The 12,288-nt window shown below is 59.6% G+C and carries 12 protein-coding genes; 4 read left to right on the forward strand and 8 right to left on the reverse strand.

Going from position 1 to position 12,288, the window contains the following annotated elements:
- Window positions 1–8 precede the first annotated feature (8 nt).
- The 3 genes from trxB (at window position 9) to CXR29_RS17120 (ending at window position 2,678) form a co-directional block, all read left to right on the forward strand.
- The gene (gene trxB, locus CXR29_RS17110) at window positions 9–995 is read left to right on the forward strand and encodes a thioredoxin-disulfide reductase (protein WP_127365203.1); all 987 of its coding nucleotides are present in this window, start codon (window positions 9–11) and stop codon (window positions 993–995) included.
- A gap of 124 nt (window positions 996–1,119) precedes the next feature.
- On the forward strand, window positions 1,120–1,437 hold the full coding sequence (gene trxA, locus CXR29_RS17115) for a thioredoxin (RefSeq protein ID WP_025779581.1): 318 nt from the start codon (window positions 1,120–1,122) through the stop codon (window positions 1,435–1,437).
- A 152-nt stretch (window positions 1,438–1,589) separates the two neighbouring features.
- Window positions 1,590–2,678 carry an N-acetylmuramoyl-L-alanine amidase gene (locus tag CXR29_RS17120; protein WP_025779579.1) on the forward strand — a complete coding sequence of 363 codons (1,089 nt, stop codon included), beginning with the start codon at window positions 1,590–1,592 and terminating at the stop codon, window positions 2,676–2,678.
- 3,124 nt (window positions 2,679–5,802) lie between these two features.
- Here the strand turns inward: CXR29_RS17120 and CXR29_RS17125 are convergent.
- Window positions 5,803–7,089 (reverse strand): ParB/RepB/Spo0J family partition protein, encoded by a 1,287-nt coding sequence (locus tag CXR29_RS17125; RefSeq protein ID WP_241241513.1) that lies wholly within the window; start codon window positions 7,087–7,089, stop codon window positions 5,803–5,805.
- Window positions 7,090–7,267: 178 nt separating this feature from the next.
- Here CXR29_RS17125 and CXR29_RS17800 point away from each other — a divergent pair, with 178 nt between their 5' ends.
- Window positions 7,268–7,816 (forward strand): hypothetical protein, encoded by a 549-nt coding sequence (locus tag CXR29_RS17800; protein ID WP_241241514.1) that lies wholly within the window; start codon window positions 7,268–7,270, stop codon window positions 7,814–7,816.
- On the opposite strand, the gene CXR29_RS17130 is transcribed toward CXR29_RS17800, so the two are convergent.
- From CXR29_RS17130 to rpmH, 7 genes are all read right to left on the reverse strand, one after another.
- Window positions 7,733–8,629, reverse strand: coding sequence for a ParA family protein (locus CXR29_RS17130; RefSeq protein ID WP_025779575.1), 897 nt, complete (start codon window positions 8,627–8,629; stop codon window positions 7,733–7,735). The two genes, CXR29_RS17800 and CXR29_RS17130, sit on opposite strands and share 84 nt — an antisense overlap.
- 67 nt (window positions 8,630–8,696) lie before the next feature.
- The gene (gene rsmG, locus CXR29_RS17135; RefSeq protein ID WP_101593915.1) at window positions 8,697–9,395 is read right to left on the reverse strand and encodes a 16S rRNA (guanine(527)-N(7))-methyltransferase RsmG; all 699 of its coding nucleotides are present in this window, start codon (window positions 9,393–9,395) and stop codon (window positions 8,697–8,699) included.
- Window positions 9,388–9,945, reverse strand: a complete 558-nt coding sequence (locus CXR29_RS17140) for a Jag family protein (RefSeq protein WP_025779572.1) — start codon at window positions 9,943–9,945, stop codon at window positions 9,388–9,390. The genes rsmG and CXR29_RS17140 overlap by 8 nt, the downstream gene beginning before the upstream one ends.
- Before the next feature lie 8 nt (window positions 9,946–9,953).
- A complete protein-coding gene (gene yidC, locus CXR29_RS17145) occupies window positions 9,954–10,907 on the reverse strand; it encodes a membrane protein insertase YidC (protein WP_127365204.1) in 954 nt (317 codons plus the stop codon).
- A gap of 133 nt (window positions 10,908–11,040) precedes the next feature.
- On the reverse strand, window positions 11,041–11,397 hold the full coding sequence (yidD, locus tag CXR29_RS17150; protein WP_025779568.1) for a membrane protein insertion efficiency factor YidD: 357 nt from the start codon (window positions 11,395–11,397) through the stop codon (window positions 11,041–11,043).
- Entirely contained in the window at window positions 11,381–11,746 is a 366-nt protein-coding gene (gene rnpA / locus CXR29_RS17155; RefSeq protein WP_101554842.1) for a ribonuclease P protein component, read from the reverse strand. Before rnpA ends, yidD begins: the two co-directional genes overlap by 17 nt.
- Before the next feature lie 2 nt (window positions 11,747–11,748).
- The gene (gene rpmH, locus CXR29_RS17160; RefSeq protein WP_039211706.1) at window positions 11,749–11,886 is read right to left on the reverse strand and encodes a 50S ribosomal protein L34; all 138 of its coding nucleotides are present in this window, start codon (window positions 11,884–11,886) and stop codon (window positions 11,749–11,751) included.
- Between the last annotated feature and the right edge of the window lie 402 nt (window positions 11,887–12,288).

The following is a 12,288-nucleotide window of genomic DNA, read 5'->3' on the forward strand; positions in this document are numbered from 1 at the left end:
CTTTTCACATGACTGATACTCAACTGGTGATCATCGGATCGGGGCCGGCCGGTTATACCGCAGCCGTCTACGCGGCCCGCGCGAACCTCTCGCCGGTCGTCATCGCGGGATCGGTGACCGCAGGCGGCGAGCTGATGAACACCACCGATGTCGAGAACTTCCCCGGATTCCCCGCCGGTGTGCAGGGGCCCGAACTCATGGAGAGCATGCGAGAGCAGGCCGAGAAGTTCGGCGCCGACGTCATCTACGACGACGTCGAGACCCTCAAGCTCAATCCGGGCGCTCATGAGATCGAGACCGCTCTGGGGTCGCGCTACACGGCGAAGGCCGTCATCCTTGCCACGGGTTCGGCGTACCGCGAGCTCGGCCTGCCAAATGAGAAGAAGCTGTCCGGTCACGGAGTCAGCTGGTGCGCCACCTGTGACGGATTCTTCTTCCGCGATCAGCACATCGCTGTCATCGGCGGTGGCGACTCCGCGCTCGAGGAGGCGACCTTCCTCACCCGCTTCGCGTCCAAGGTCACTCTGGTGCACCGCCGGCAGGAGCTGCGTGCTTCGCAGGCCATGCAGGATCGTGCGAACGCCGATGAGAAGCTCGAGTTCCTGCTCGATTCCGAAGTCGCCGAAGTCCATGGTGAGGACTCACTCACCGGTCTAACCATCCGGAACACCGTCACAGGGGAGACCTCCGAGCTGCCCGTGACCGGCATGTTCGTGGCCATCGGCTCCGACCCGCGCACCAGTCTGTTCGCCGATCAGCTCGAGATGCGCGCCGACGGATACCTCAGCGTCGATGGGCGCACCTCGAAGACGTCGGTCGAAGGTGTCTTCGCGGCCGGCGATGTCATCGATTCCGTCTACCGGCAGGCGATCACTGCGGCCGGCTCGGGGTGCTCGGCGGCGCTCGACGCCGAACACTACCTCGGTGATCTCGAAGCGGCGTCCAAGCCTGCTGTGGCCGAAGCTGCACCAGCGGAAACAGTCGTCGCATCCTGATCTCGGATCGACCGCTCGTATCGATGCTCTCCCGGGCATGACCGCACCGTGCAGATTCACCGGGGAATGAAAGACCCAGTTCCACTGTTCCGCTAGAGACATTCTTTGTGAAGGAAGGTAACTCATGTCGACAGAAGTCACTGACGCAACGTTCGAAGAGAACGTACTGAAGTCCGACAAGCCCGTGCTCGTCGATTTCTGGGCTCCCTGGTGCGGCCCCTGCCGTATGGTCAGCCCCATCGTTGACCAGATCGCTGAAGAGCACGCAGACAAGCTCAACGTCGTCAAGGTCAACACCGACGAGAACCTCGAGACCGCCAGCACGTATGGAATCACGTCGATTCCGGCCCTGTACGTCTTCAAGGACGGCGAGGTCGCCAAGACTATCATCGGCGCACGTCCGAAACCGGCCCTCGAGGATGAGCTCTCCGACTTCATCTGATCGAGTTCTAAGGCGCCTGTTGTACTATCAACAGGCGCCTTAGGCATTTCCGGGCGCCGCCCGACACCGACCCTCGAACCGCATCACCGAAGATTGGCACCGCATTGACGAACACGAACTTACCGCGCTACACGCGCGGCGACATTTCCGAGATGCTGCCGAATATCAAAGCTCAGATGGCCCGGCTCGGCCTCCATGTCGGAGATGCCGAAACCGCGGATTTCGATCGAGCCTTTGAGCTCGGGGTCAGACAGTTCCAACAGGATCGTGGGATCCTCTGCGACGGTGTATTGGGCCCTGAGACGTTTTCAGAGCTCGAACAGGCTCGATATCAGCTCGGCGACCGTGTGCTCCGATTCGACCCTGTCAGGGTGCTGACGGGCGATGACGTCGTCAACCTCCAGACCAAGCTCGCGGGATTGGGCTTCTATCCGGGTCGCATCGACGCACAGTACGCAGCTCTCACCGAAACGGCCGTCAAAGAACTCCAGATGAGCCTGGGCACGAAAGTCGATGGGGTCACCGGTCCGCAGACTCTGCGCGGACTGAATGCGATCGACCGCAATCAGGACACCGGCAATCTCTTTGCGCTCCAAGAGCGAGCGCGCGTAGCCGCTTCGGGAACATCGCTCGTCGGACGCACCTTTGTCATCGAAGCCGCCACTACAGTTGTAGATTTCCAGAACCTGCCGATGACCGATGAGCAGTCTGCTCTCGAACGTCAGATCACTCTTGATATAGCAAGCCGACTTGTTGGTCGACTTGAGGCGGTGGGTGCCGGAGCACTTCTACTCGAAGGCGATGCGGTCGAGGTCAACCGGGCAGATACGCTCGACGCCTCGGCGGTGATCACCGTGACCGCGGATGTCAGCAAGTCCAAGGACGCCAACGGCATCGCTACTTTCTTCTTCGGACACGAACGCCAGTCAGATCTGAACTCACCGACCGGACAGAAGCTCGCCGAGCTCATCCAAGGCGAGGTGGTCGCGCGAACAGGAATGCTGGACTGCCGGACCCATGCACGCACCTGGTCATCGCTCAAACGACTGAGGACTCCGAAGGTCCATGTCGTCAGCGGTTACCTCACTAATCACGACGACCTTGAGAGCCTGCAAGATCCACATGTCCGCGATGCCATTGCGGATGGAATCGCAGCTGCCCTCCAGCGACTTTATATCCGCGAGGACAAGGATCCGCAGACGGGAACACTCAGCCTCGATGCCATCAAAGCTCTCAACTGAATTGCACAACCACGACTGACTCATCTGCGCCGTGCTCCTTCAGAGGAGCACGGCGCATTGAAGCTTCTGGGATGGTCGGTGTCCTATCGGACAACCCGGGGTGATCGCTGCCCAATCGAACAGCCTGGGGTGATCGGTGCCAAATTGGACAACACCTTACGGCCATCATCAATCGGTCCCGAACAGCCATCATTTTTGACCGACTGCAGAGAGTTCAGCTTCATCCTCGCTTACATAAGCCGGCAACTCAGCGCCAGGACGGTCGACCAGATGCAATTGGCCCTGGCGACAGAACGCAACCCAATTGATCCTGGCATCAAAGAGAACGGTGGACCAATCACGAACAGGACACGCAAAGACGAGTCGGCGGCGCAGCCCAGCTCGAAGCGACTGGTGCTCAGTAACGATGGCTATTGGTTTCACGTGAAACGCCGGCGCCCTGTCCCTGAGTCCCCACCGACAACTGTCTCTGAGTCCCGACCGAGAAGTTGCCTCTCCATCCACTATCCCGCCCGTGACATTGTGTTTCACGTGAAACGACTCCAACAGGCTGCAGACTCCAGTTCTCCGATCGGACGGAATCGTATCTGAGTGTGAATTGCATACCGAGCAATTCGCTTCGCCATGTGCAAGAACCGTCCGCCTCACGGGCGAAAGCGCTAGCGCCGAAGTACACCCAAAGCAGTCGCCGTAGCTCCCAGCCTCATTCTCTCGCCGCAGCTCCCAGCGTTGCGAGCCGACGGCAGCGTACACCTTTCCTACCAATGCAGAGAGCCCGTTTCGGTTTCACGTGAAACAATAACCGCGGCGATCGGCGAAGTGTATTGGCGTTGCAACCTTGGATAACACAGCTCAAGCAACGTTGACTGTCCAATGTGGCCCACGGGGCATCCCGAGACGTCGCGCTGCCCGGGAACCAACCGCACAATACATCGCCCAAGACGAAGTGCGGTCCACGATTCGCTTGCGGTCAATGACTGCCATCAGGCCCCACTACGGGTTCGCAAACAAGTGATACACACTCCGTAGATCCAAGACGGGATTGCGCACTACGGGCGCCACGTCGGTCCAGGACCGTCTGACCGCATCGAGGGGCACAACAATGACTGTTTCACATGAAACGCAATAATAGACGGAACTCAGAGTCGCTGAGCCAGAAATGATGAGACGCAGTAGTAGCCGCGAACCTGGAAACACAGTAGCCCAAGCGCCTTTCAACATACAGCGGGCTATACTCGCGTACACCAACTTCACCCTACGGCCGGATACATCCTGGTCGGAGCGGCGACGAGAAGGACTGACACCTCCGTGCCTGACCAGCCGGAGTTTCACGTGAAACGGTTCCGATGCGAACCATGTATAGAGTCCCATCAGACAGGTCTTCAGAGGAATTCATACTCAGTTATCAACGTTCCCGACGACCGCCACTAATACGCAATCCCTCTGAGCAGCACCATTAGTACTGGCGCATTCGGCAATGTGGATCGGAATGCCGAACGCAGGAGGGGCAGTACAAATGGCCAGAACTATGAACCAGCAACTCGGTACCAGTACTACATAGAGAACCCAATGCCGGAGGAAGCAATCCCAACGCGCAAAAGCCAAGATCCCCGAATACCCCAAGTGACTAACCAGCCTTACCAACTGAACATACAACCATTGACCCGCAGGAACCAAGACCTTTCATCAACAAGTCTGTAGTTCACCGAACTACTTTTCCCTGCTGGGCTGCAGGACTGCATATGCCCTGCACAAACGGGCCGTTTCACGTGGAACAATGGGGCACATCCGATGATCTGAACGCGGAGATCATTGTGACGAATAGGGCCAGATGCGAGAACGCCCCCACCATTGACACTCGATCGGGCGATCCGGTCATCCGGACTCCGAATAGGTCAATATGAAAGTGCCAAGCGATGGCACAATCATTTTGTCTCAGCGGCTCCAATCGGTCACAGAGCGCGAAGTGTCCTACTTCAAGCGCTACGGACATCCAGACATGCGAAACTCACAGTAGACAGATGCCGATCAGTTGCACTCCGAAGTGTTTCACGTGAAACAGTTCGGCCCACAGCGAGTCTTGGATTCGCGGATCTCAGCCACCTGGCGCGTCTATGCCATAGTCTCTCTGCTTCCGACGCTCGCGCCATGCACCGAAAATATGTCTGGCCCGTCCTTGCCATGCCGAGGATACCAACCAAACGATGCAAACAAGGTGACTACGGAGTCCATTGACAGAACGATGAGAAGGATCGTCACCAGAATTTCTGCGGGTCTCCAGGGGAAGCTCTACGAGATCGCTGATCGGGCAGCAGGTGCGTAGCTGAATTCGTATCTCTCGCCGGAATCTCTACCAGCTGCTGTACACAGTCGGAGTGATCGCTGTCCGGACCGGTCAAACAGGCGTTTCACGTGAAACAACGGCATATATCGAAGGCATCGCAGAAGGTGCTAGCGGTCTTGTGACGGTCTCAAGCGACTCGACTATCGGAAGAGAACCCAGATGCCCCTAAGCTCAGTTTCACGTGAAACGCCAGAACTCACTTCCATCAGACCGTCGAATCGACTCTTCGCCCAACTCTCGAACTGGCCACCGATCGAACCACTGGTGTCTATATCGTGTCGCACAGTCTCGACCTCCGCTCCTCGGAGCACTTCGCACGTAGCCGTAAGAACACTCGAAACCTCACGGACGACATCGGTCACACACACGATCAACGTCCCTACCGCCGCAATCTCGAGTCTGCCGGACATGACAATCGCCGCAAGAGACAAATGACAGATCAGCATCGAAGACCCGCTGCGCTGCACGCGAACAACTCGAGCGGGGAGATTCTTCGGCGGCACTCTTGGATCACCCGGGCACTGACAACTTCCACCTGGCAAGTCCGTCCAATACGAATGGCGACTCAGCGTTTCACGTGAAACTCCTGGCGGCGCATAGCAGACCAGGACGGATTCCATCTCTCCGGTACAGCTGCCGACCACGCGATCCCACTACCGGGGATTCGACCGACATCACAACGCCACACGGAAAATTCACCGAGTGACGTCACACCAGACGACAGTAGAATGGCCCCCGCGAGCATACCTGCGGGGGCCATCTCTTCTCGTAGTGCTATGTTCAGATCGCAGCCTCATTCGAGATTCCCAGGAGACTCAGAATGCGATCGAGATCCTCGTGGTTCGCGAACTCCACGCTCAATTTGCCCTTGCGTTTGCCGACGGAAATGTTCACCTTGGTGTCGAGTCGATCGCCCAGGCGCTCAGCGACAGCAAGGAATTCCGGCGCCACCTTCGTAGTTGCACGTGAAACATTGATCGAATCTCCGCGATTGAGCAGTACGACTGCCTCCTCCGAAGCCCTGACTGACAGGCCCTCGGCAACGATGCGCTGCGCCAGCACCTCCATATGTTCCGGATCCCGTAGTCCCAGAATGGCGCGAGCATGGCCGGCGGAAATGACCCCGGCCGCTACGCGACGCTGCACCAGAGGAGGCAAGCGGAGGAGACGCAAGGTGTTGGAGATCTGAGGACGCGAACGGCCGATGCGCTCCGAGAGTTCCTCCTGTGTACACCCGAAATCCTCGAGCAGCTGTCCGTAAGCCGCAGCCTCTTCAAGCGGGTTGAGCTCCGCACGGTGCAGGTTCTCCAGAAGTGCGTCACGGAGGAGATCCGTATCCTCGACGTACCGGATGATTGCCGGAATCGTCGACAGGCCCGCATCCTTCGTCGCTCGAAGACGACGCTCGCCCATAATGAGCTCGAACCGCGAACGGTCGCTGGGCTTCTGCCTGACGACGACAGGCTGAAGGACACCGATCTCACGAATGCTGTGGACGAGTTCGGCCAACAGATCTTCGTCGAAGACAGTACGCGGCTGCCGTGGGTTCGCATCGATGAGATCAACATCGATCTCACCGAACTCGGTATCCGGAATGGACTCAACGCCGTCATACTCGTCGGCATCGCCGCCATCAGCGACTTCCGCCGTGTGGGACTCACCGGACTTTTCAGTCGTGCCGGAGGAACTCGACTGCTCATTCGATTCCGCAGGCGCTGAGGACGAGGAATCCGTTGCCCCCGAAGTCACGGGCTCGCGCTCGTCTTGAGCGGCGGTTGGCTCAGCGGCTGGGTCACCATTCACTACATCAGTAGTCTCTACATCGTTGTCACCGCCCGTGTCTGCTGACGGTGTTTTCTCATCAACCCCGGCGTCGTCGCTGCTGCGACCAGAAGACGTGTACACGCCGGGATGAGTCTCCCGGACATCATCCTCGGGCGACGGAGCCGCAGCGGCCGCCGTTGCGGATTCAGTCTCCTGCGCATCAGTACGCTCGGCTGGGACGAAGTCAGCCGATACGTTGTTGTCTGCGTCAGTCGAATCGGACTGTGCAGCAGTCCTCGACACTGTTGTTCCGGCATCGCTGTCGCCTCTTGTCGAGTCGGAAACCGAAGCAGGGGTGGAAGTCTTCCGTGTACTCGATTTCGCGACTGCAGGAGCCTGCTCTGCGTTCTCAGCTGGTGCCGCGGCAGCGGATGAGCCTGACTTCGTCTTCGGTGTGGTCGTTTTGCCAGCAGAAGTTGCTTTGGAGCCACTGCCCCCGCTGGCCTTCGCGGCACCCGTCTTGGCCGTCGATGTCTTCGCCGTGCTCGACTTGGAGGTCGTCGACTTCGTGCCTCTGGTCTTCGAGGCGGTGGACTTCGACCCTGCAGAGGTGGACGCAGACGTCCTGGCAGACGACGATTTCGACGCTGATGTCGAACCGGTCGACGTCGTGTCAGCTGTCTTCGTATCGGCCGATGTGGACTGGGAAGCATTGGACGATGCGGTGTTGGAGGTCGAAGTCTTGGCCGGCCCGGACTTCGGCTTGCGCCGCCGAGATGACTGCATCGACGCAGCGGGGTCGGTCCGCGCAGAGCGTGGCGTCTTCGTCTCGGCCTGGCCGTCTTCCGTGCTCCCACCGGAGAAGAAGACATCGACCGGACGATCGTTGGAGTTCGCGTCGGGGATCAATGCTCCGAGCCCGCGTCCGAGGCCCCTCTTCTTGCGTTCAGCCACGACTTACTCCTCGATTCGCAATTTCTTCAGCGGCTTCCCGATACGACAGGGCACCGCTGGAATGTGGGTCGTATGAGATCACGGTCTGTCCATAGCTCGGTGCCTCGGAGATCCTCACCGATCTCGGAATAGCAGTGCCGAGCACCTGCTCCGGGAAGTGGGTGCGCACATCCTCGGCGACCTGAGCGCTGAGGTTCGTGCGGCCGTCATACATCGTCAGCAGAATCGTGGAGATCGCGAGCTCAGGATTGAGATGCTTCTGGATGAGCTGGATGTTCTTCAGCAGCTGGCTCAGCCCTTCGAGCGCATAGTATTCGCACTGGATCGGAATGAGCACCTCGCGAGCTGCCACGAAGGCATTCACTGTCAGCAGACCGAGGCTGGGCGGGCAGTCGATGATGATGTAGTCGACGCGGTCTCCGGCTGCTTCCTCCTCCTTGAGGTAGATGCCCAGGGCACGCTGCAGTCGCTGTTCACGCGCGACGAGGGACACGAGTTCGATCTCCGCGCCGGCGAGGTCGATGGTCGCCGGCACACACTTGAGAGTGTCGAAGTCCGGGCACTGTGCCACAGCCTCACGCATCGGAACATCGTCGATGAGGACGTCATAGATGCTCGTGACCTCGGAATAGTGGTCGATGCCCAGTGCGGTGCTCGCATTGCCCTGGGGATCGATGTCGATGAGCAGGACGTTGAGCCCCTGATTGGCCAGGGCCGCCGCGATGTTCACCGCCGTCGTGGTCTTTCCGACGCCGCCCTTCTGGTTCGCGATCGTGAAGATGCGGGTCGAGTCCGGCCGTGGAAAGGTTGTCTGCGACAGTCGATCCGCTCGCCGGTTGTCCCGTGCAATCGCGGCACCAATGGGAGACGACTCATCCATGATCGGCATAGGGCGCACTCCATCATCCATCGGTTTCACAAGGCTCTCATCCAGCCTAGACCAACTCTACTTCGTACTATTTCTTGACGATCTCGACGACACGACTCGGAACCTCGAGGATGCCGCCGCCATCGACGATATGGATCTCGGGCTGAGACAGTCGATACCGTCTGATCAGCTTCTTCGCCTTGGCAAGCTCCCCTTCGACCGAAGCTCCCTTGAGGGCGAGGATCCGTCCTCCGGGGCTGATGACCTCGCGAGTCCATTCGATGAGGGTCGTCATCGCCTTGACCGCACGTGCGGTCACGACCGTGAACATCTCCTCGTCGACGAGCTCCTCGACCCGTGCACGAACGATGCGCACATTCTTCAGTCCCAGATCATCGACGACCAGGTTCAGCCATTCGACGCGACGCTCCATCGGCTCGATGAGGACGATCTTCGCCTCCGGGCGCAGCAGTGCGATCGGAATTCCCGGCAGGCCGGCTCCGCTGCCGACATCGCCGACGACATCGTTCTCACCGATGTACTCCGCGACCACGGCGCAGTTGAGGATGTGCCGGGTCCACAGGCGATCGACCTCACGCGGACCGATGAGTCCCCACTCGATTCCGGTCGTGGCCAAATGCTCGGCATACCGCTGCGCGGCAGGATACGCCGCACCGAAGTACTCTTCGGTGCCGGTCGGAGGCGACTCGATCTCCACAGTCGCCGTTTCGGTCGAGAGCTCTGTTTCGTTCGAGAGCTCCGGGTCGTTCTCGGGCTGATCAGTCATCGGCGAGCCGGATGACGACATGACGACCGTCGCCCTCACCCTCGGACTCCGAGACCAAGCCGGCTCGGGCCGCCTGGTCATGGATAATCTTGCGCTCGAAGCTGTTCATCGGCTTGAACGCGAACTCTTCGCCGCCGTCCTTGACGTCGTCGATGGCACGCTTGGCCTTCTTGATCAGCTCTTCGCGACGGCTGTTGCGGAACCCGTCGATATCGAGCATCAGCCACGACCGCTGACCGGTCTGCGTCTGCACGGCCAAACGGCTGAGTTCCTGCAGCGCGCCGAGTGTGCGGCCCTCTCGGCCGACGAGGGTACGCAGGTTCGAGTCCTCGTCGTCCTCGCAGACGATGGACAGCTGGGCACGGCCGTCAGCGACATCGATGTCGATATCGCCGTCGATGTCGGCCAGATCCATCAGCTCTTCGAGGTAGTCCGCGGCGATCTCGCCCTCTTCTTCGAGGAGTTCGGCACGGCTCGGCTTCGTCGAGGTCTCCTCCGGAGTCTCTTCCGGTGTCTGTTCGGAGGTCTCGTCGATCTTCTCTTCGGTCATGTCTGTCCTCAGCGCTTCTTGTTCTTCTTACGGTTCTTGCTCACGGGCTGCTGCCGCTGGCCGCTCTTCTTCGGGGCCTCCTCGGTGACGGTCGATCCCTTGAGCTCATCCTGCTTCACAGTCTTGCCCTTGCGAGCCTTGCGCTCAAGCATCTCTTTCTCGGCCTTCGAGCCGGGAGCGGGCATATTGCGGATGACCATGTGCTGCTGAGCCATCGTCCACGTGTTCGAGACCAGCCAGTAGATGAGGACACCGAGCGGGAAGTAGATGCCGCCGATGCCGAAGACGATAGGCATCACGTAAAGCAGCATCTTCTGCGACTGCATCATCGGGTTGGCCATCGCCGACTCCGACATGTTCTTCGCCATCATCTGCTTCTGCGTGATGAACATGGTGGCGGCCATGACGACGATGAGCACACCGGTCAGCAGCTTGACTGCAAAGCCTGGGTCGGTGAAGACAGCCGAAAGGCTGATGCCGAAGATCGAAGAGCTCTCGGCCTGAATCGCCAGCTGCTGAGTGAAGCCGCCGATCGCGCCGACAGAGCCCTCGGCGACCTTCGGCATGTTGTGGATGACGCGGAAGAGCGAGAAGAAGATCGGCATCTGCACGAGCAGCGGCAGGCACGATGCCCAGGGGCTGGTCTTGTTGTCGCGGAACAGTGCCATCTGCTCTTCGGCCATGGCCTGGCGAGAGTACTGGTCCTTCTTGCCTTTGTACTTCGCCTGCAGACGCTGGATCTCCGGTTGCAGCAGCTGCATCTTGCGCTGCGACTTGATCTGGTAGACGAAGAGAGGGATGAGGAGAGCGCGGATGACCACGGTCAGGCCGGCGATCGAGAGCACCCAGGTCCACCCGCTGTCGGCAGGCAGGCCGATCGCGGTGAAGATCTCGTGGAAGATCGCGAGGATCCAAGCAACTACCCACTGCAGCGGGTAGAGCAGCTTGTCCATCCAGTCCATTCAGTTCTCCTCGTTACAACGATGCTGGCGCGTCGTTCATTTTGCCATTGTTCACAGGTCTGCGCGACACGACGTGTGCCCCGAGGCAGTCCGCTTGTTCGCGCTCGCGTGCGGACTGCGAGTTCAATATGTTCTAACTGTGTGCCTGACCGCGGTGGATGGTCTTCGACCTGGCCTCCCGCGCTGATCCCGGCACATGGTCGACGCCGCCGTGCGACCACGGGTTGCAGCGCAGTACGCGCCACCCAGTTAACACCACTCCCTTGAGAACTCCGTGTATCTCGAACGCCTCGAGACCGTACATGGAGCAGCTGGGATAGTAGCGGCACACTTGGCCGTAGAGAGGTGAGATCACGATCCGATAGGCGCGGATGAACCAGACGAACGGCATCCTCGGACCGACCAGGGCGATCCAGCCGAGTGTGGGCCAGAAGCCGGCCGGCCGACGGGGCACCTCGGAGACATGTTTCAGATCATGTTCGGCGTCCACGACGTTCCAGCTTCTTCTCTGCCTTGATCAGCAGCTCGTCGACTTCGGCGGACAGAACGGCGAAGTCGGCCTGTCCCGCATGCGGCAGCGCCCGGATGACGAACAGATCTCCTGCTCTCAGCTCACCGAGACGCGCACGCATGATCTCGCGCAGGCGACGCTTGGTGCGGTTGCGCACCACGGCGTTTCCGACGGCCTTGGATACGATGAAACCCACGCGCGCAGCGTGGGTATCATCGGTGTCTCTCAGGCTGTGCGCCATGAGATGCTCTGTGCGCACCCGGACCCCGGCTCTGAAGATTCGTCTGAAGTCTTCGCCGCTGCGGATCCGATGTGCCGCGTCAAGCATGCTCAGGCCGAAATGTCGGAACGTCCCTTGCGACGACGTGCAGCCAGGATCGAGCGGCCCGCGCGGGTGCGCATACGCAGACGGAAGCCGTGCTTCTTGGCGCGCTTACGGTTATTGGGCTGGAATGTACGCTTGCTCACTTCAGTCTCCGATTTCTAGGTTGCGGGTGAACGCCGGTGCGTTCTCACAAAAAACGGCGGTGCGAGTCTCGACCGCCGAGCACTCCTGTGCATAAGAGCCAAAAGATAATCAGGATAATCGGATGAAGCCCGGTACACAGGACACTCCATCTTAGCGAGGCTCAATCCGAGCGGTCAAACGGGATCCGCATGTTTCACGTCACGCTCGCCCGAAATTCACCGCCGTTCGCGTTCCCGTCACCGAGGCTCGTCCACAAGTCACACCCATGTAGTTTTCCACAAGCTTATCCACGAGTGTGGAGATTCACTGGGCTGAGTCGGCAAGAGTCCACATTCTGTGGAAAACTATGTGGAAGTCATGCACAGGTGTGGATCACGCCAGAACGAATTTTTTGAAAGCTG

Origin of the sequence: Brevibacterium linens, assembly GCF_003999335.1 — a bacterium.
Taxonomy (GTDB): domain Bacteria; phylum Actinomycetota; class Actinomycetes; order Actinomycetales; family Brevibacteriaceae; genus Brevibacterium; species Brevibacterium linens.

What these genes read in the sequence shown, in the direction of transcription:
- CXR29_RS17130 (WP_025779575.1), bottom strand. Translation starts at nt 8,629, where the DNA reads ATGCCGATCATGGATGAGTCGTCTCCCATTGGTGCCGCGATTGCACGG.
- rnpA (WP_101554842.1), bottom strand. Translation starts at nt 11,746, where the DNA reads ATGCTTGACGCGGCACATCGGATCCGCAGCGGCGAAGACTTCAGACGA.
- trxB (WP_127365203.1), top strand. Translation starts at nt 9, where the DNA reads ATGACTGATACTCAACTGGTGATCATCGGATCGGGGCCGGCCGGTTAT.
- CXR29_RS17140 (WP_025779572.1), bottom strand. Translation starts at nt 9,945, where the DNA reads ATGACCGAAGAGAAGATCGACGAGACCTCCGAACAGACACCGGAAGAG.
- rsmG (WP_101593915.1), bottom strand. Translation starts at nt 9,395, where the DNA reads ATGACTGATCAGCCCGAGAACGACCCGGAGCTCTCGAACGAAACAGAG.
- trxA (WP_025779581.1), top strand. Translation starts at nt 1,120, where the DNA reads ATGTCGACAGAAGTCACTGACGCAACGTTCGAAGAGAACGTACTGAAG.
- CXR29_RS17120 (WP_025779579.1), top strand. Translation starts at nt 1,590, where the DNA reads ATGCTGCCGAATATCAAAGCTCAGATGGCCCGGCTCGGCCTCCATGTC.
- yidC (WP_127365204.1), bottom strand. Translation starts at nt 10,907, where the DNA reads ATGGACTGGATGGACAAGCTGCTCTACCCGCTGCAGTGGGTAGTTGCT.